This is a genomic window from Allopontixanthobacter sediminis, from assembly GCF_009828115.1.
Classification (GTDB): domain Bacteria; phylum Pseudomonadota; class Alphaproteobacteria; order Sphingomonadales; family Sphingomonadaceae; genus Allopontixanthobacter; species Allopontixanthobacter sediminis.
The window spans coordinates 219,098-234,739 of the sequence record NZ_WTYL01000002.1; the positions used below are offsets into that span (position 1 = coordinate 219,098).

At 63.8% G+C, this 15,642-nt stretch carries 21 protein-coding genes and 1 pseudogene; 8 read left to right on the plus strand and 14 right to left on the minus strand.

Going from position 1 to position 15,642, the window contains the following annotated elements:
• The first annotated feature begins 4 nt into the window (after positions 1–4).
• Together GRI65_RS06790 and GRI65_RS06795 are read left to right on the plus strand one after the other, a co-directional pair.
• A complete protein-coding gene (locus GRI65_RS06790) occupies positions 5–469 on the plus strand; it encodes a cupin domain-containing protein (RefSeq protein ID WP_160755793.1) in 465 nt (154 codons plus the stop codon).
• Positions 470–496: 27 nt separating this feature from the next.
• A complete protein-coding gene (locus tag GRI65_RS06795) occupies positions 497–1,105 on the plus strand; it encodes a LysE family translocator (RefSeq protein WP_160755794.1) in 609 nt (202 codons plus the stop codon).
• Positions 1,106–1,111: 6 nt separating this feature from the next.
• Here GRI65_RS06795 and GRI65_RS06800 read toward each other — a convergent pair whose 3' ends face one another.
• Both GRI65_RS06800 and GRI65_RS06805 read right to left on the minus strand, forming a co-directional pair.
• Entirely contained in the window at positions 1,112–2,017 is a 906-nt protein-coding gene (locus GRI65_RS06800) for a S1/P1 nuclease (protein ID WP_160755795.1), read from the minus strand.
• Complete coding sequence (locus GRI65_RS06805; RefSeq protein ID WP_160755796.1) at positions 1,978–2,643, minus strand: glutathione S-transferase family protein; 666 nt, start codon at positions 2,641–2,643, stop codon at positions 1,978–1,980. Before GRI65_RS06805 ends, GRI65_RS06800 begins: the two co-directional genes overlap by 40 nt.
• 144 nt (positions 2,644–2,787) lie before the next feature.
• Between GRI65_RS06805 and GRI65_RS06810 the strand changes: the two genes are divergently transcribed.
• A complete protein-coding gene (locus tag GRI65_RS06810; RefSeq protein WP_160755797.1) occupies positions 2,788–3,465 on the plus strand; it encodes a nitroreductase in 678 nt (225 codons plus the stop codon).
• 2 nt (positions 3,466–3,467) lie between these two features.
• Here GRI65_RS06810 and GRI65_RS06815 read toward each other — a convergent pair whose 3' ends face one another.
• From GRI65_RS06815 to GRI65_RS06845, 7 genes are all read right to left on the minus strand, one after another.
• Complete coding sequence (locus GRI65_RS06815) at positions 3,468–3,818, minus strand: DUF6481 family protein (protein ID WP_160755798.1); 351 nt, start codon at positions 3,816–3,818, stop codon at positions 3,468–3,470.
• Between the two features lie 88 nt (positions 3,819–3,906).
• Positions 3,907–4,530, minus strand: a complete 624-nt coding sequence (yihA, locus tag GRI65_RS06820) for a ribosome biogenesis GTP-binding protein YihA/YsxC (RefSeq protein WP_160756515.1) — start codon at positions 4,528–4,530, stop codon at positions 3,907–3,909.
• Positions 4,531–4,583: 53 nt separating this feature from the next.
• The gene (gene yidC / locus GRI65_RS06825; protein ID WP_160755799.1) at positions 4,584–6,380 is read right to left on the minus strand and encodes a membrane protein insertase YidC; all 1,797 of its coding nucleotides are present in this window, start codon (positions 6,378–6,380) and stop codon (positions 4,584–4,586) included.
• A gap of 47 nt (positions 6,381–6,427) precedes the next feature.
• Positions 6,428–6,637: a membrane protein insertion efficiency factor YidD gene (gene yidD / locus GRI65_RS06830; RefSeq protein WP_160755800.1), complete on the minus strand. Its 210-nt coding sequence runs from the start codon at positions 6,635–6,637 to the stop codon at positions 6,428–6,430.
• Positions 6,634–7,002 (minus strand): ribonuclease P protein component, encoded by a 369-nt coding sequence (rnpA, locus tag GRI65_RS06835; protein WP_232844060.1) that lies wholly within the window; start codon positions 7,000–7,002, stop codon positions 6,634–6,636. Before rnpA ends, yidD begins: the two co-directional genes overlap by 4 nt.
• A gap of 82 nt (positions 7,003–7,084) precedes the next feature.
• A complete protein-coding gene (rpmH, locus tag GRI65_RS06840; protein WP_160597292.1) occupies positions 7,085–7,219 on the minus strand; it encodes a 50S ribosomal protein L34 in 135 nt (44 codons plus the stop codon).
• Positions 7,220–7,281: 62 nt separating this feature from the next.
• Positions 7,282–8,073 (minus strand): alpha/beta hydrolase, encoded by a 792-nt coding sequence (locus GRI65_RS06845; protein WP_160755801.1) that lies wholly within the window; start codon positions 8,071–8,073, stop codon positions 7,282–7,284.
• A 195-nt stretch (positions 8,074–8,268) separates the two neighbouring features.
• Between GRI65_RS06845 and GRI65_RS06850 the strand changes: the two are divergent.
• A pseudogene (locus tag GRI65_RS06850) lies at positions 8,269–8,541 on the plus strand (magnesium chelatase subunit ChlI family protein); the annotation flags it as partial.
• A gap of 7 nt (positions 8,542–8,548) precedes the next feature.
• Here GRI65_RS06850 and GRI65_RS06855 read toward each other — a convergent pair.
• On the minus strand, positions 8,549–9,523 hold the full coding sequence (locus GRI65_RS06855; protein ID WP_160755802.1) for a patatin-like phospholipase family protein: 975 nt from the start codon (positions 9,521–9,523) through the stop codon (positions 8,549–8,551).
• 173 nt (positions 9,524–9,696) lie between these two features.
• Between GRI65_RS06855 and GRI65_RS06860 the strand changes: the two genes are divergently transcribed.
• Positions 9,697–10,527, plus strand: coding sequence for a hypothetical protein (locus GRI65_RS06860; protein WP_232843989.1), 831 nt, complete (start codon positions 9,697–9,699; stop codon positions 10,525–10,527).
• 10 nt (positions 10,528–10,537) lie between these two features.
• Here GRI65_RS06860 and GRI65_RS06865 read toward each other — a convergent pair whose 3' ends face one another.
• Positions 10,538–11,107, minus strand: coding sequence for a winged helix-turn-helix transcriptional regulator (locus GRI65_RS06865; RefSeq protein ID WP_160755803.1), 570 nt, complete (start codon positions 11,105–11,107; stop codon positions 10,538–10,540).
• Between the two features lie 175 nt (positions 11,108–11,282).
• Here GRI65_RS06865 and GRI65_RS06870 point away from each other — a divergent pair, with 175 nt between their 5' ends.
• On the plus strand, positions 11,283–11,627 hold the full coding sequence (locus tag GRI65_RS06870) for a CC_3452 family protein (protein ID WP_160755804.1): 345 nt from the start codon (positions 11,283–11,285) through the stop codon (positions 11,625–11,627).
• A 97-nt stretch (positions 11,628–11,724) separates the two neighbouring features.
• Here the strand turns inward: GRI65_RS06870 and GRI65_RS06875 are convergent, their stop codons facing one another.
• The 3 genes from GRI65_RS06875 to galE form a co-directional block, all read right to left on the minus strand.
• Complete coding sequence (locus tag GRI65_RS06875) at positions 11,725–12,330, minus strand: HAD-IA family hydrolase (RefSeq protein WP_160755805.1); 606 nt, start codon at positions 12,328–12,330, stop codon at positions 11,725–11,727.
• Between the two features lie 128 nt (positions 12,331–12,458).
• On the minus strand, positions 12,459–12,584 hold the full coding sequence (gene ykgO, locus GRI65_RS06880) for a type B 50S ribosomal protein L36 (protein ID WP_007165381.1): 126 nt from the start codon (positions 12,582–12,584) through the stop codon (positions 12,459–12,461).
• Positions 12,585–12,721: 137 nt separating this feature from the next.
• The gene (gene galE, locus GRI65_RS06885) at positions 12,722–13,744 is read right to left on the minus strand and encodes a UDP-glucose 4-epimerase GalE (protein ID WP_160755806.1); all 1,023 of its coding nucleotides are present in this window, start codon (positions 13,742–13,744) and stop codon (positions 12,722–12,724) included.
• A gap of 139 nt (positions 13,745–13,883) precedes the next feature.
• On the opposite strand from galE, the gene GRI65_RS06890 reads away from it, so the two are divergent.
• Both GRI65_RS06890 and GRI65_RS06895 read left to right on the plus strand, forming a co-directional pair.
• Positions 13,884–14,498, plus strand: a complete 615-nt coding sequence (locus GRI65_RS06890) for a DUF4136 domain-containing protein (RefSeq protein ID WP_160755807.1) — start codon at positions 13,884–13,886, stop codon at positions 14,496–14,498.
• Positions 14,495–15,628, plus strand: a complete 1,134-nt coding sequence (locus GRI65_RS06895; protein WP_160755808.1) for a M14 family metallopeptidase — start codon at positions 14,495–14,497, stop codon at positions 15,626–15,628. The genes GRI65_RS06890 and GRI65_RS06895 overlap by 4 nt, the downstream gene beginning before the upstream one ends.
• Positions 15,629–15,642 lie beyond the last annotated feature (14 nt).

The window sequence follows — 15,642 nt, forward strand, 5'->3', positions numbered from 1 at the left end:
CCCTATGCCCAAAGTCGATCTCGCCGCAATTCCGCAAACCAACGCGACCGGCTATCCCCCGCCGTTCGATGCCGCCGTCAAGGACCGATGGTACCGCCGGCTCGCCCCGGCTGCGGGGCTGACCTATCTTGGCGCCAGCCATGTCGTGCTGAAACCGGGAGCATGGTCATCGCAGCGCCATTGGCACGATGACGAGGACGAATTGCTGGTGATTATCTCGGGCGAAGCGGTGTTGGTGGATGATGATGGCGAGACGCTGCTGCGGCCCGGTGACATCGCGGCCTTTCCCGCGGCCGACGGGAACGGGCATCACTTGCGCAACCTGGGCGACACGGACTGCGTGTTCCTGGTCGTCGGCGCGGGGGAGAAACTGTCCGGCGGGGCCTATTCCGATATCGACATGATTTTCGACGAGCATGGCTATTATCGCAGGGACGGGACCCCCTACGGTTCGGAACGCACACGGTAGCCCGACGAGGGCAGAGAGGGTTTCGGATTGGACTGGCTCGGTTTCGCGCTGGCGGTGCTGCTGATCGAGATTACGCCGGGGCCCAACATGGCCTGGCTGGTCTCGCTGACGCTTGCCGACGGACGGCGCGCGGGCATTGCGGCCGTGGCTGGGGTTGCGCTTGGCCTCAGCATCAACGCCGCATTTTCCAGCGCCGGACTGAACGCCTTGCTGACCCACGTCCCCGCAATCGCCAGCTGGGCCGGCATAGCCGCCGGAGCCATGATGTTCTGGCTGGCATGGCGCGGCTGGCTGGAAAGCGGCGAATCCTCCCCGATTGCGGTGGCCCACCGCCGGCCCCGGCGTGACTTCGCGGCGGGGGTCGGGATAAATCTGCTCAACGCCAAGGCGGCGCTGTTCTTCATTTCCGTGGTCCCGGAATTCACCTCCGGCCCGCAGGCGGGACTTGGCGAGATCCTGGTGCTCGGCATGACCAGCGTGGTGATCGCCACGCTGATCCACCTGGCCCTGGTATTTGGCGCGGAACGATTGCGCGGCTTTGTCACCAGCCCCGCGGCCAACGCCGGCTTCCGGCGCAGCCTGTCAGTGATCATGGCTCTCGTGGGATGCTGGTTTATTTACGGCGCGCTGCGCTGATCCGGATTACTCGCGGCGTTCCGGGACCGCCAGCGGACCGGGCGCGAAGGCCTCGTCCAGCATGGCCGCCATCCGGACCCCGGCCTGAATGATGCGCCGCTGCGAAATGGGTATCGCGGCGACGATACCCTCCTGGGAGAGCGCGGCTTCCTTGGGCAGATCGCCTGCGCAGACATCCTGGTCGAAAGCGCCCGGATAGACGAAGTCACGGGCCAGCTGCCAGCTCTCGCGGCCCCATTCCGCCGGATCCCCGCCGCCGATTTCAGCGCGTTCTGCCGCGTCATACCGGCGGATCAGCGAGGGCCGGGCCGAAGTGATCGCGCGCTCCGCCAGCGTGCTGTCCCAGATGGAATGCAGGTTCAGCCCCGGCACGATCCCGTATTCGGTCACCCGGTCATTCCCGCCGCGGTCGTCCTTGTCGCCGGAATGCAGGGGCATATGCACATCGCCGATGAAATGGACGAGGAACGTAAGCGCTTCCAGCCGGACATTGGGCGGCAGACTTTCGTCGGCAAGGATGCGTTGGTTGCGCTCGATCTGACCGGTAACGCAATTGCCGCCGCTGCAATTGCTGCGCGCGTTATACGGCTCGCAGATCGGCGCGGTCCGGTAATGCCACGCTGCGGTAAAGCCCCAGCGCCAACCTTCGCGCCGCACGCAATCGGGCCACACGGCGGCGTCCTGCAAGCTGCGAAGCGCGCAGTCCGGGGTCCCGATCTGGCGCTCGTAAGAAAGCAGCCGCGCGATCGCGGCCCGCGTTTCGGGCTTCACATTGGCCAGCGCGACATCGGCGGTGGTCCGGTGACCGAATTCGCCCCACGCCGCCGCTGGCACCGCGATGAAGGCAGTCAATGCCAGCGCGAGGGCGGCAATCAGGTGGCGGGCGCGACTTCGTATTGTTCCAGAACCCATTGTTCGTCCTCTGCTGCGCTGACCCAGCTCTGCATCCATTCATGTTCCCACACCGCCTGCATATAGGCCTCGGCAAAGCCGGGAACGCCGATGCGGTAGGTGACGAAACGGCTGACCACGGGGGCGAAAAAGATGTCCGCCGCGCCGAATGTGCCGAACAGGAACGGGCCGCCCTGTCCGAACCGGGCGCGGGCCTCCGCCCACAATTGCAGGATGCGGACGATGTCGACCTTGCATTCGTCGGGCAGCTGGAGGCCGTCATGGCGGCTGCGCATATTCATCGGGCAGGTCCGCCGCAGGCTCAGGAAGCTGCTGTGCATTTCGGCGACCATCGACCGCGCCATGCCGCGCGCCGCGTCATCTTTAGGCCAGTACCGGTCGCGCCCGACCTTGTCGCCGAGGTATTCCATGATCGCGAGGCTGTCCCAGATGACGGTTTCCCCGTCCCACAGGATCGGTACCTTGCCGGCGGGCATGATCTCGCCCGACTGGCGCTTGACCGTTTCCCATTCCTCGCCGCCGATGTTGACGGTCAGTTCCTCGAACGACAGGCCGGACTGCTTGCATGCCAGCCACCCGCGCAGGCTCCAGCTGGAATAGTTCTTGTTGCCGATAATCAGCTTCATTCGCGCACCTTACATCCCGCCAAGTCGCCGCGATAGGCGTTCAGGCTAGCAGTGTCGAGACTGGGAAAGGGAAATCGCAGGCCCTTTCGCCGCCCGGCACAAGCTGTATGGATGCGCGCATTCCGGCAGCACGAAAGGCCCGTGATGAAGTATGACGACGTAGTTCTGGGGCGCCGCTCGATCCGCGGATACAAGCCCGATCCGGTGCCGGAGACGCTGATCCGCGAAGTGCTCGAGATCGCCATGCGCACGCCGTCCTCGATGAACACCCAGCCGTGGAATTTCTATGTCATTACCGGCGAACCGCTCGACCGGATCCGCGCGGGCAACACCGAGCGGATGATCGCCGGAGTGCCCCAGAGCCGGGAATTCCGTACCGGCGAGGCGTTCGGCGGCGTGCACCGCGAACGCCAAATCGGGGTGGCGAAACAATTGTTCGGCGCGATGGGGATCGAGCGTGACGACGCCAACCGCCGGCAGGACTGGGTGCTGCGCGGGTTCCGCCAGTTCGATGCGCCGGTTTGCGTGATCGTGACCTACGACAAGGTGCTGAGCGGCAGCGACGACACCGCTTTCGATTGCGGCGCGGTCGCCACGGCGCTGGTCAACGCGGCCTGGTCACGCGGGCTGGGTGCGGTGATCAACAGCCAGGGTATCATGCAGAGCCCGGTCGTGCGCGGACACGCCGGGATTGCCGAAGACCAGGTGATCATGAAGTCGATCGCGCTCGGCTGGCCGGACGAAGACTTCCCGGCAAACGCGGTCGTCTCGTCCCGCAAGAGCGTGGACGAAGCGGCGGTATTCGTCGGGTTCGAGCAGTAGGCTTACTTCTTTTTCTTGCGCTTCTTGCGGGCGGCGTAACGCTCGTCGCGGGCGGCCTTCTTTTCTTCTTCGGTAGCTTCCGGAATGATCGCGGCAGCGGCAGCGGCGGCGGCTTCGGCGGCAGCCTGTTCCTTGGCGGCTTCACGCTCCGCCTTTTCCCGCTCGCGTTCGGCCTGCTTCTCGGCACGGGCAGCGGCCTGCGCGGCTTCCTTGGCGAGACGGGCGGCCTTGCGTTCGGCTAGTACTTCTTCGCTGATAGGGGGCTTGGCCTTCATCTTCTCGAGCGCTGCCAGCTTGGCCTTTTCGGCCATGGCGGTGCGTTCCTGGAAGCTCGGCTGTTTGAATGGCGGCATTAAGTGTCGTTTCCTAAAGGTTCAATTCGGAGGGAGTGTCGGTCGTGATTCGGGTCAGTTCGCAGCGCCGGTAAACGGTCGGAAGCGGTCAGACCCCGGCGTCCGATAGCACAGCGGCGCGCAATTCGGGAATTCCCATCCCCTTTTCCGCGCTGGTGACGTGCATTTCGGGGAACGCGGCGGGGTGCTTGCGGACTTCGTCGGCGACCTTTTCGATCACCGCGTCGAGTTCACTGGCCTTGATCTTGTCCGCCTTGGTCAACACCACGCGGTAGCCCACGGCAGCTTCGTCCAGCATCTGCATCATGTCGCGGTCGACTTCCTTGATGCCGTGGCGCGAATCGATCAGCACCAGATTGCGGTGCAGCACCTGCCGCCCGCGAAGGTAGCTTTTGACCAGCTTCTTCCACTTGTCGACCACCGCCGGCGGCGCCTTGGCGAAGCCATAGCCCGGCATGTCGACCAGCCGGAACAGCGTCGGTTCACCAACCTCGAAGAAGTTGAGTTCCTGCGTGCGGCCCGGAGTTACCGAGGCGCGGGCAATCGACCTGCGGCCGGTCAGCGCGTTGAGGAGCGAGGATTTGCCGACATTGCTGCGCCCGCAGAAAGCGATTTCCGGCACCGTCGGTTCGGGCAGGAATTTCAGCTGCGGGGCGGACAGCAGGAAATCGACCCGGCCCGAAAACAACTTGGATGCGCGGCGGGCAAGCAGTTCCCGCTCGCGCTCCTCAGCACCGCTAACGTCAGGCCGGGCTTCACTATCGCTCACGTCTTGCTCTGCTTCCCGTCAGGTCCGTCGCCGCGCGCCTTCGCTAACTCGGCGTCTTCCTTGTCCTTGTCCGCCTGCGCGCGCAGCTGCGGATGTTTCGAATAAAGGTAACTCTGCTGCGCCAGCGTCAGGATGTTGGAGGTGACCCAGTACACCAGCAGACCGGCGGCAAACGGTGCCATCACGAACATCAGCATCCACGGCATGATGTTGAAGATCTGCTGCTGCATCGGGTCCATCGCGGCCGGATTGAGCTTGAAGGTCATCCACATCGTCAGGCCCAGCAGGACCGCCAGCACGCCGATGCCGAGGAAGCTTGGCGGGGTGAAAGGGAGCAGGCCGAACAGGTTGAGGATCATCGCCGGATCGGGCGCGGACAGATCCTTGATCCACAGGATGAACGGCTGGTGCCGCATCTCGATGGTCAGGATCAGCACCTTGTAGAGCGCGAAGAAGATCGGGATCTGGATCAGCATGGGCAGGCAGCCCGCCAGCGGATTGACGCCTTCCTTCTTGTACAGCGCCATTATCTCCTGCTGCTGCTTCGGCTTGTCGTCCTTGTAGCGTTCCTGCAGCGCCTTCATCTTGGGCTGGATCGCCTTCATCGAGGCCATGCTGGCAAAGCCGCGCTGGGCAATCGGGAACATCAGGCCGCGGATGACCACCGTCAGCAGGATGATTGCGACACCGAAATTGCCGACGAGGCTGAACAGCTTGCTGAGCAGCCAGAAGATCGGCTTTTCAAACCAGGCGAACCAGCCCCAGTCGATCGCATAGCCGAACTTGGTAATTCCGGCGTCTTCGTAGCCATCGAGAACGGTGGTGTCCTTGGCCCCGGCGAACAGGCGGGTGGTGCGGCTGAACTGCTTGCCCGCGGGCACCGTGACCGGCTGGTAGATCATGTCGGCGCGGAAAATGTTGCTGCCGAGCGAACGGAAATCCACCGCCGGATCGGTGCCCTTTTCTGGAATCAGCGCCGACAGCCAGTAGATGTCGGTGAAGCCAAGCCAGCCGGCCCGGCCTTCCGGAGTGATCGTGCCGGCTTCGGCCACGTCGTCATAATCATTGCCGAATGTGACCGTATCGCCAAAGGCGCCGATGGGCCCCGAATGGACGTTCCACGTGTCGCTGCTGGCGGTTGCGCTGGTGCGGTTTACAGTCGCGAACGGACGGACGACGACGGGTGCCGCGCCGGCGTTGGACACCGACTGATCGGCGGTGATCATGTAATGTTCGTCAATCGTCAGGGCGATCCGGAACAGCTGGCCCTGGCCGTTATCCCAGCTGAGCGTGACCGGATTGGTCTCGCTCAGCGGACCCGCGCTGGCCTGCCAGACCGTCGTCGCGTCGGGAACCGCCACGCCCTCGCCTACCCAGCCGAACTGGGCGAATTGCTGCGCCGGGGTACCTTGGGGCGAGAACAGGCGCACCGGGCCGCTGTCCTTCTTCACCGTCTGGCGGTGCGTCTTCAGGGTAATGTCGTCGATCCGTGCGCCAACCAGGTTGATCGAACCCAGAACTTCGGGCGAATCGATCTTGACCCGCGACGGGGCTGCCAGCGAGGTGACCAGATCGGTGCGCTCCTGCTCGATCGCGGCGGCATCGGTCAGCCCGCCTTCGCGCGTGCGCGTGCCCGGTGCGGCGGCATCGGCAGCTTCGTTGCTGGCTTCCAGCGTAGCGGACTGCGTCGTCGGTGCGGGCTGCGGATAGAACCACTTCATCCCGGCATCCCAGCCCAGAAGCAGCAGACCGCACAGCACGACGGCGACCAGGAGATTGCGCTGATTATCCAATGTATCGGATCCCGTACGTCTAGATTGGTTTCAAAATCGGGAGTGGTTCAGGGTACCGGATCGTACCCTTGGCCCCCCCAAGGATGGCAGCGCAGTATACGCTTAACCGCCAACCATCCACCCTTGATCGCGCCATATTTTCCCAGCGCCTCGATCGCGTATTCGCTGCAGGACGGCGCATAGCGGCAGGACGGCGGCAGAATTCGTGACGGGCCCCATTGCCAGCCCTTGGCGATCCAGATGAAAACATGCTTCATTTTCGGCGGCGCTTTCCTGGATGTCTGCGCGGCGGATCGCCCTCACCGGCGTTGGCTTTCGCCAAGGCGCGGGTCAGTTCCTGCCGCAGCCTGCCGAAATCCCGTTCGATCCCGCCTTCGCGGCCGATCAGGACATGATCGTGATCCGCCAGCCCTTCCTGCGGCAGCGCATCGCGGAGCAATTCACGGAACCGCCGCTTCATCCGGTTGCGGACCACCGCGTTGCCGATCTTCTTGGTGACGGTAATGCCGAATCGCTTGCCCTTCCCTTGGTTGGGGTAAGCCAGCAAAACGAAACCGGGACGTGCAATACGCAGGCCCCGGTTCGCGGAAAGGAAATCGGCGCGGCGGGTCAGTACCGCCAGGTCTTGCGGGCGGGCAGCCGCCCCGGGTGCTATCGATGCAGGATCGGCCGTTTCAGGCGCTCCCGCGTCGGACCCAGCCGTATCAGGCGCTAAGTTTTTTGCGGCCACGGGCACGGCGGGCGCGGAGAATCTTCCGGCCACCCACGGTTGCCTTGCGGGCGAAGAAACCGTGGCGACGGGCGCGCACGAGATTGCTGGGCTGAAAAGTCCGCTTCATGATAACCTCAATAGAATAAACGGGCGGGCCGCATGCACGGGCTGCCTCTAGCAGCGCGCCGGTTAGGGGAAGCTCCGCGACAAGTCAAGATAAGCTATCGCCGGATTTGGCGCCGCAGGAGCCGCCGTAACCCTTGCATCCGGATCGTCATTCTGGCCGATCCACCCGCGCATATCCTGCGCCGTCAGCCACACCGCATCAGCGTGAGCCGCGGTGTTGGTCATGGCATAGAACGCCCGCGCATCGTCCTCCGCCATGCCCATTTCGCGGTAATAGTCGAGATAAAGCCGGTTTTCGGGCGAATCGGATGCAAAATGGCGCGGCTCGCGGCCACTGTCATCCAGCCAGGAATGGACGGCAAACTCCGCACCGTCGTCGATCCGGCGGTCCGCTCCCGCCAGGAACAGTTCCACCGCGCCGGAACGAACGGACCCGCCGGTGGGAACATGCGTGACAATTCCGGCGGCCCGAATCATCCGGCCGACCTGCATGTTCGCCTGGTCATCCTCGGTCCCGGGGCACTCGACCATCTCGAGCGCGGCAATGCGGGGAAAATCGCGCAACATCGCCGCGAACTGCCGCGGAGCGGCGCTGCCGGTTACCCCGACCAGCGATGCGCGGCTCGGGTCGTCCACCCGGAACGGCCCGTAAACCGCAATCGCGGGCTGGCGTACTTGCGTCTGTGCGGACAACAACCGTTCCGCTCGCGGCCTGTCGTCCTCCGACACGCGCACCCATTCGCCGGCTGCCGGATCCCATTGCTCAACATAGGTTTCGACCGACAGCACCTGCGCCTGGAGGGGCGACGCTATGGTTGCCGCAAGGGCCAGCGCAAAGGCGAAAAGGCGGTGCATAGCCCAGTCTTAAGGCTGCCCACCTTGCCGCTTTGCTACCGGCGATGGTTGCGAAATAGTTGACGCGGAGCGGTGCCGCAGATTTCAGCGACTTATGTCTCGACATCGACCGCCGCTGCGGCCTAAGGGTCCGGGAACAAACAGGGGTAATTGTGATCGCGTTCGTCCGGACAATGGCCTATCTCGGACTGGAGGCGCGTAGCGTGGAGGCGTAGTGCCAGATCGTGCCGGGGCGCGCGGACCAACACGGAACTGGACGGCGACGGCCTCGAAGCCTTTGCTGCCCCGAACTAGCCGGGGCGCAAACTGTTGCTCCAGGCCGCCGAAGCCATGCGCCTCTCCGCGCGCGGTTACACCAAGATGCTCCGCGTGGCTCGCACCATCGCCGACCTGTCGGGCACGGAGCAGGTTGGCCGGATTCACATTGCCGAAGCGCTCAGCTACCGGCGGCAGGCACCGCGGGCATGAACCCGGCCTAAACCCTAAGGAACAGACGGAGGGCCGGCCATTGGTCGGTAACGGCCTGCCGGCCTGCGGCGATCGCGGCACGGATTTTCGTCGGCTTGAATTCGAGCGTATCGGCGGCGTCGAACCCGGCATCGGGGGCGATTATCCGGATCGGGGCAAAGCTGTACCGGGCCAATTGGATATCGAGAGGCGCCAGCGCCTGGCTGATCTGCACCGGATTGAGGCCGATATTCATCAGTTGGTGCACCTGGGCCTCCCGCGCGGCGATCAGATCGTTGATCAACATGGCGTTGCCGACATCGTTGGTCGCCACTTCGTTACTCTGGATGCCCACCGCGCGGAGACCGATCGAGACCAGGTCGCCATAGGTCCTGCCCGGTTCGGGAACCGGGGCGGGCGGTGCCGCCAGTATCACCAGCAGCGCGCGCGGACGCAGCCGCATCGCGGAATTGAGCGGGGTCACATTGCGCACACCGCCATCGACCCATTGTTCGGTCACGCCGTTGGCGTCCCGCGTTTCCAGCGGCTGGAAGAACGGCGGCTGCGCGCTGGACGCATAGACCCAATCGCCGATGTCGGGGTTCTTCTCGTCCACTTCGACATATTGCCCCGTGCCCAGGCTGACGACGCCGACTCGCAGCTTGCGCCGAGCATGACGTAGCCTTGCTGGATCGGCATAGGCCTTGATCTTCCGCTTGATCGGCCCGGCATCGTAGATCGAATCGGCGCCGAGTAACGCGCTTGCGGCGCCCAGCGGACGTTTCTTGAAGACATCGCCGTTGCCCTTGATCGACAGCCATTGTTCGAGCAGTCCGGGCATATCATTCATCGCCCCGCCGAGCGCTTGGATCGCCCCGGTGGAAACGCCGGAGAAGATGTCGATCTTCACGTTTCGGACCGTGATCAATTCGTCCAGCACGCCAACCTGGAACGCGCCCTTGGCACCGCCGCCGGACAGCACAACTGCAAGTTCATCGGGCATGGCCGGTTCCTTTGTGCGCTTGTGGAAACCATCTAGACCGAGACTTGATAGCATGAAATCCACGGTCCCGCGATTGGCCTTCGATAGCGGCGCTCCATCCGGCCATGGAATTGCCCGGCGATCACGTCTATGTGGCACCGCGGCGGCCCCCCGCCGATTGAAGTCGAGGTTGCATGGTCCATTCCCGAAGCGCGCCTGCCGCCCGGTTCCGTCAATGGGCGCGGCTGGGGTCATGGTCTCGGCTGCGGCTGGGCCAGGATCCCGAACGGCGGCGCAAGGCGGTCGGCCTGATCGCTGCCATCGCGCTGGAAGTGCTGCTGATCCTGGCGCTGCTGACGCTGGGTAGCGGCGTGTTGCAGGAAGATCCGGTCCCGGTGGCAATGGTCAGTTTCGATGCGCGGCCCGATGCGGAAGAAGACCCCAGCCCCGCCGAAACCGAGCAACCGGAATTCGCGGAAACCCGGCCCTCGGCCTTGCCGCAGCCGGCACCGGTGGAACTGCCGGTCCCGCCTGTCGAACCTCCTCCCGCCGAAATCAGTCCGGCGCTCAAACCGCCTGCCTTCATCCCGATGACCCGCGACCAGATGGTCCGGGCGGATATCAGCGGCAGGAAGCCCGGACCGCCCGCCCCCGCTAGCAAGGGTCCGATGGGCCCGCCCGACCGCGGCTTTCCGGGCGATAGCGAGCGGGTGAGCGGCAGCGGGCCGAACGGCGAACCGCTATACGCCGCCGCGTGGTACCGCGAACCCTATCCGGATGAATTGCGCGGCTACCTGTCCACTGCCAGCGGTCCGGGATGGGGGCTGATCAATTGCCGGACGGTGCCGGATTACCGGGTCGAGGACTGTGTGCTGGAAGCGGAGTCTCCGCGCGGATCGCAAATCGGGCGCGCAGTGCTGGCAGCGGCATGGCAGTTCCGCGTGCGCCCGCCGCGAGTGGGCGGCAGGTCGAAGGTCGGCGAATGGGTCCGAATCCGGATCGATTACAACATGACGCGGCAGTAATAAGGAAGCCTCAGCCGTTGGCGGCGATCTTGCGCGGTTTGCCGGAAGCGCTGTCCACCTTGGCGAAGCAACCGGGGGCGCAGGCATCGCGGGCTTCTTCCGCGCGAGTGCCGTCTTGCCGAACACCGACCTTGTCACGCGCCTGCAGGTGCAGGTCCATGTATTCCAGGATCCGGCCGTCATGCGCCAGGATCGAGACCGGCCCGATCGGCAGGCGGTCCCGCGCATCCACAAGCACCGGATTTTCCTCCATTTCGGAACCGTATTTCTGGCCCCATTGACGCAGCGCCAGCATCGCGGGCAGCAGGTCGAGGCCCTTTTCCGTCAACCGGTATTCAATCCGGCGGCGGTCGTCGGGGCACGGTTCGCGGTCGAGGATGCCGTGATCGACCAGTTTCGCGAGACGATTCGACAGGATGTTGCGGGCGATACCGAGTTCACCGAGGAATTCCTCGAAATGGTGGAGCCCGTTGAACGACGCGCGCAGGATCATGAACGACCATCGTTCGCCCATCGTCTCCAGCGCCTCGGGCAGTCCGCAGACCGTCAGTTCCTTTAGTGGCTCGCGCAGGTCACCCATAAAATCCCTCTCGCCGTAGCGTTAGCGTGTTTTTTTGAAGTCACAAAACCCAAACTAAGTTTTTAGTTGCAACTTGCAATCTAATTAAGTAGGTAGTGATTCGCAACTGGTTGTCAATTCGGAGCCGAAAAGAACTGCCAGCGCATAATCGCCATTCGATCCAAGGAACCGTGCCATGACCTTCTCCCTCCCCAAATTCCGCTCGTTCAGTGCCGTTACCCTCGCGCTGGTATGGACCAGCCTGACGTTCGGTGCCGCCCTCACCCCGGTCGAAACGCAGGCCCGCGCCGCGACCCCGTATTACACCGCCGAATTTGCCGCGCCTGCCGCGGAAGAAAGAGCCATTATCGGCGGCGTGGTCTGGCAATGCGCAGGCACCACCTGCCTGGCTGCCAAGGCATCGTCCCGCCCGGTAACACTGTGCAAGCGTGTAGCCCGCGAGTTGGGCGAGATCACCAGCTTCACCGCCGGTAACAAGGCGCTCGAAGCGGACGAACTGGCTGCCTGCAACGGCAAGTAATTTCCGCCGACATCCCGTCCCGACCCTCCACCCATCCTGGGGACGGGATTTTCTGGGGCCCCTGGTATTCCTGCCGGGGGCCCTTTTTCCGTTCCGGTTATGCGATCAGGCCGCGGCTGCGCAGATCGTCTGCCAGCGCGGGTGCATCGCGGAAGTGATGGACCTGCCAGCCCTCGGCAGCGGCGGACGAAATGTTGGCGGCGTTGTCATCGATGAACAGCATGTCGCCCGGACTGCGGCCGAAACGTTCTGCGGCCAGCCGGAATATCGCCGGGTCGGGCTTCGCCAGGCATTCACGGCCCGATACCACGATGTCCCGCATGTAGGAAAGTTCCGCGCAGGTTGGCCGGAACATGTCCCAGAATTCCGCCCCGAAATTGGTAATCCCGTAGAGCGGAATGCCGCCATCGTGCAGCGCCCGGATCAGCGCCGCGGTGCCGGGCACCGGTCCGGGAATCGTTTCGAGGAAACGCGCCGCATAGGCGTCGATCAGGTCCGCATATTCGGGGAACTGCTCCTTTCGTTCGGGCACCATATCCGACAGCGGACGCCCGGCATCATGCTGGAAATGCCATTCCTCCGTCACCACGTTGGCGAGGAACCAGTCGAGCTGCGCGGGATCGTCGATCAATTTGGCGAACAGGCAGCGCAGGTCCCACTGGATGATCACCCGCCCGACATCGAACACTACGGCTTCGGCCATGCACTTCTTCCTTGGTCAACCGGCGCCCGGAACCGGGGCCGCAGATACGCGAACGGCCCGCACTCCTGTCCGGAGGCGGGCCGATTCGAGACGACCGGTCCTATCGAAGGACCGGCACCACCAGCAACTTAGCCCTGACGGGCCTTGAAGCGGCGGTTGGTCTTGTTGATGACATAAGTCCGTCCGCGGCGGCGGATTACGCGGCAATCGCGGTGACGGTTCTTCAGCGACTTGAGGCTGTTGCGGATCTTCATGGGTCGGGTTCCAAAAAAATAAGCACCGGAGTTCGACCCCGATGCCGGAAATTCAAGCCGCGCAGATAAGGGCGCGGCGCGGCGAAGTCAACAGATTCGCCGCCCCTACGCGGCGCAATCCGAAAATTTACGGCAGTTCAGTCGCGCCTGATGTCGTCCAGCTTGCGTTCCCACTGAAGGGCATGGGCGATGATCTCGTCCAGCGCAGCATGGCGCGGCTGCCATGGCAGGGTTGCCTCGATGCGCGACGGGTCGGAGATCAGCGATGCCGGATCACCCGCGCGGCGCGGCTGCATATCGCGCTCGATCGTGCGGTTGGTGACCCGGTCGACCGCGTCGAGCACTTCGAGCACGGAAAAGCCGCGGCCATATCCGCAGTTCATTTTCATCGAGCGATCGGGCTGTTCGATCAGCGCCTCCAGCGCCAGGACATGCGCCGCCGCCAGATCGGTGACGTGAATATAGTCGCGCACCCCCGTACCGTCGGGCGTGTCGTAATCGGTCCCGAACACCGCCACCTTGTCCCGCTTGCCCAGCGCCGCTTCCACCGCGACCTTGATCAAATGGGTCGCCCCGGTGGTGGATTGCCCGCTGCGGCCCTCCGGATCGGCGCCGGCCACGTTGAAATAACGCAGGGCGCAGAAGTTCATCGGGTGCGCCGCCGCGACATCGGTGAGCATCTGTTCGGTCATCAGTTTCGACCAGCCGTAGGGGTTGATCGGCACCTGGGGCGAATCTTCCTGAACCGGAGAGGTTTCCGGCACGCCGTAGGTCGCGGCGGTCGAGCTGAAGATGAAATGCGGTACGCCCGCCTTCACCGCGGCATCGATCAGGGCGCGGCTTTTGACGGTGTTGTTGTGATAATATTTTAGCGGGTTCTCGACCGATTCCGGCACCACTACCGAACCGGCGAAATGCATGATCGCCCCGATCCCGCGCTCTTCGAAGATGCGTGCCAGCAGCGCGCCATCCTCAATGTCGCCTTCGTAAAATACGACGCCTTCGGGTACGGCGAAGCGGAAACCGGTGGTGAGATTGTCAATCACCGCGACCGGCCAACCGCCGTCGCGCAGTGCCAGCACGGCGTGGCTGCCGATATAGCCGGCCCCGCCCGTAACCAGCACCGCTGCCTTGTGGTCGCCACTTGATCCTGTGTTCATATCTACCAACTTATTGTCCTGACTGACATTCCGGGAGGCGAATCGTCACCTCTCAGCTCTCTGGCGCTTCACGCTCCGGTTGGCTAGGTTGAACAGCATTGGTGGCGCCCCCGGACGCCCATAACGATTGGAACGATATATGCGAATTTCCCGAATTGCGCTGGTGGCGGTTACCGCTGCCGCTTTGTCGGCCTGTTCGACAACCCCGGTAGGCCCGGTCGAGGTTACCCGGTTCCACCAGCCAGCCACCACCGCGCAGCTGGGCCAGACGACTGTGTTCATCGAGACCGCCCCGGATATGGATCTCGGTGCGCTGGAAGTTGCTCCCTACAAGGAAGCCGTGGCGCGCGAACTGGCAGAGCTTGGTTACCGCGAAACATCGCGCGAGCAGGCGGCACAAATCGCGCAGGTCAGCCTTGAACGCTTCGTGTCGGAACCGCAGCCGAAGGACGGTCCGGTTTCGGTCGGAGTCGGCGGGAGCACCGGCAGCTACGGTTCGGGCCTCGGTCTCGGGATCGGGATCAATCTCGGCGGCAACAAGCCGGACCAGATGGTCGGCACCCAGATGGCGGTAAGCATTCGTGAAGCGGCCAGCGGTAACGCGCTGTGGGAAGGCCGTGCGAATTTCTCGGTCGGCACCGAATCGCCGCTTGCGGCCGCGGAAGCCAACGCCGCCGCAGTGGCCGATGCCATGTTCCGCGAATTCCCCGGCAACAACGGAGAAACGGTAGCTGTGAAAGTGAACGGCAAGTGAGCGATATCCAGATCGACTGCGCTTTCGACAGCGGGAATATCGAAGTCCTGTCCACCGATGGTGCGAGCGCGCGGCTGGCGCTGCGCAAGGACCACATGTCGGAATTCAGGCAATGGTTCCATTTCCGGGTCAGCGGTGCGGCGGGCCGCGAACTCGAACTGAAGATCGCCGATCTGAACGCCTCGGCCTATCCGGGCGGCTGGACCGATTACGATGCCTGCGTGTCGGAAGACCGCGCCTATTGGGGCCGTGCCAGCAGCACGTTCGACAAGGACGAGGACGGCGGCACGCTGACGATCAGCTACGCTTCCGACAGCGATATCGCCTATTTCGCCTATTTTGCGCCGTATTCTATGGAACGGCACCACGACCTCGTGGCCGAATCGGCGCTGTGCGAGGGGGTGTCCTATCGCCGCCTCGGCACCACGCTCGACGGGCAACCGGTCGATTGCCTTGAAATGGGTGAGGGCGACAAGCAGGTCTGGCTGTATGCGCGCCAGCATCCCGGCGAAACGCAGGCGGAATGGTGGATGGAAGGGGCGCTGGAATGCCTGACCGATCCCGCCGATCCGGTTGGCCGTTCGTTGCGCCAGAAGTGCAGCCTGCATATCGTGCCCAATTGCAATCCCGACGGATCGCGCCGCGGTCACCTGCGGACCAACGCGGTGGGCACCAACCTCAACCGGGAATGGGAAAGCCCCAGCGCGGAAAAGTCTCCCGAGGTCCTGTGCATCCGCGATGCGATGGACGAGACCGGGGTCGATTTCGCGATGGATGTCCACGGTGACGAGGCGATTCCCGCGGTGTTTCTGGCCGGGTTCGAGGGCATTGCCGGTCTTAAGGACGAGCAGCAGGCCGATTATTTGCGCTACCGTTCCATCCTGGAGCGGCGCACGCCGGATTTCCAGACCGCGCTCGGTTACGGGATAACTCCGCCGGGCAAGGCGAAGCTGACCATGTCGACCACGCAGCTTGCCCACCGCTTCGGCTGCTGTTCGATGACGCTGGAGATGCCGTTCAAGGACAACCGCGACCTGCCCGATCCGGAACAGGGCTGGAGTCCGGAACGATGCAAGCTGCTCGCTCGCGAATGTCTGGCTTCGCTAGCGGAATGGCTTGAAATCAACTGATAATACCCTGACGG

Bases quoted from the DNA above. Each gene is read 5' to 3' on its own strand.
- GRI65_RS06865 (WP_160755803.1), bottom strand. From the start codon at position 11,107: ATGGGTGACCTGCGCGAGCCACTAAAGGAACTGACGGTCTGCGGACTG.
- GRI65_RS06810 (WP_160755797.1), top strand. From the start codon at position 2,788: ATGAAGTATGACGACGTAGTTCTGGGGCGCCGCTCGATCCGCGGATAC.
- GRI65_RS06855 (WP_160755802.1), bottom strand. From the start codon at position 9,523: ATGCCCGATGAACTTGCAGTTGTGCTGTCCGGCGGCGGTGCCAAGGGC.
- GRI65_RS06800 (WP_160755795.1), bottom strand. From the start codon at position 2,017: ATGGGTTCTGGAACAATACGAAGTCGCGCCCGCCACCTGATTGCCGCC.
- GRI65_RS06815 (WP_160755798.1), bottom strand. From the start codon at position 3,818: ATGCCGCCATTCAAACAGCCGAGCTTCCAGGAACGCACCGCCATGGCC.
- galE (WP_160755806.1), bottom strand. From the start codon at position 13,744: ATGAACACAGGATCAAGTGGCGACCACAAGGCAGCGGTGCTGGTTACG.
- GRI65_RS06890 (WP_160755807.1), top strand. From the start codon at position 13,884: ATGCGAATTTCCCGAATTGCGCTGGTGGCGGTTACCGCTGCCGCTTTG.
- rpmH (WP_160597292.1), bottom strand. From the start codon at position 7,219: ATGAAGCGGACTTTTCAGCCCAGCAATCTCGTGCGCGCCCGTCGCCAC.
- GRI65_RS06805 (WP_160755796.1), bottom strand. From the start codon at position 2,643: ATGAAGCTGATTATCGGCAACAAGAACTATTCCAGCTGGAGCCTGCGC.
- GRI65_RS06875 (WP_160755805.1), bottom strand. From the start codon at position 12,330: ATGGCCGAAGCCGTAGTGTTCGATGTCGGGCGGGTGATCATCCAGTGG.
- GRI65_RS06870 (WP_160755804.1), top strand. From the start codon at position 11,283: ATGACCTTCTCCCTCCCCAAATTCCGCTCGTTCAGTGCCGTTACCCTC.
- GRI65_RS06790 (WP_160755793.1), top strand. From the start codon at position 5: ATGCCCAAAGTCGATCTCGCCGCAATTCCGCAAACCAACGCGACCGGC.
- GRI65_RS06845 (WP_160755801.1), bottom strand. From the start codon at position 8,073: ATGCACCGCCTTTTCGCCTTTGCGCTGGCCCTTGCGGCAACCATAGCG.
- GRI65_RS06860 (WP_232843989.1), top strand. From the start codon at position 9,697: ATGGTCCATTCCCGAAGCGCGCCTGCCGCCCGGTTCCGTCAATGGGCG.
- ykgO (WP_007165381.1), bottom strand. From the start codon at position 12,584: ATGAAGATCCGCAACAGCCTCAAGTCGCTGAAGAACCGTCACCGCGAT.
- yidD (WP_160755800.1), bottom strand. From the start codon at position 6,637: ATGAAGCATGTTTTCATCTGGATCGCCAAGGGCTGGCAATGGGGCCCG.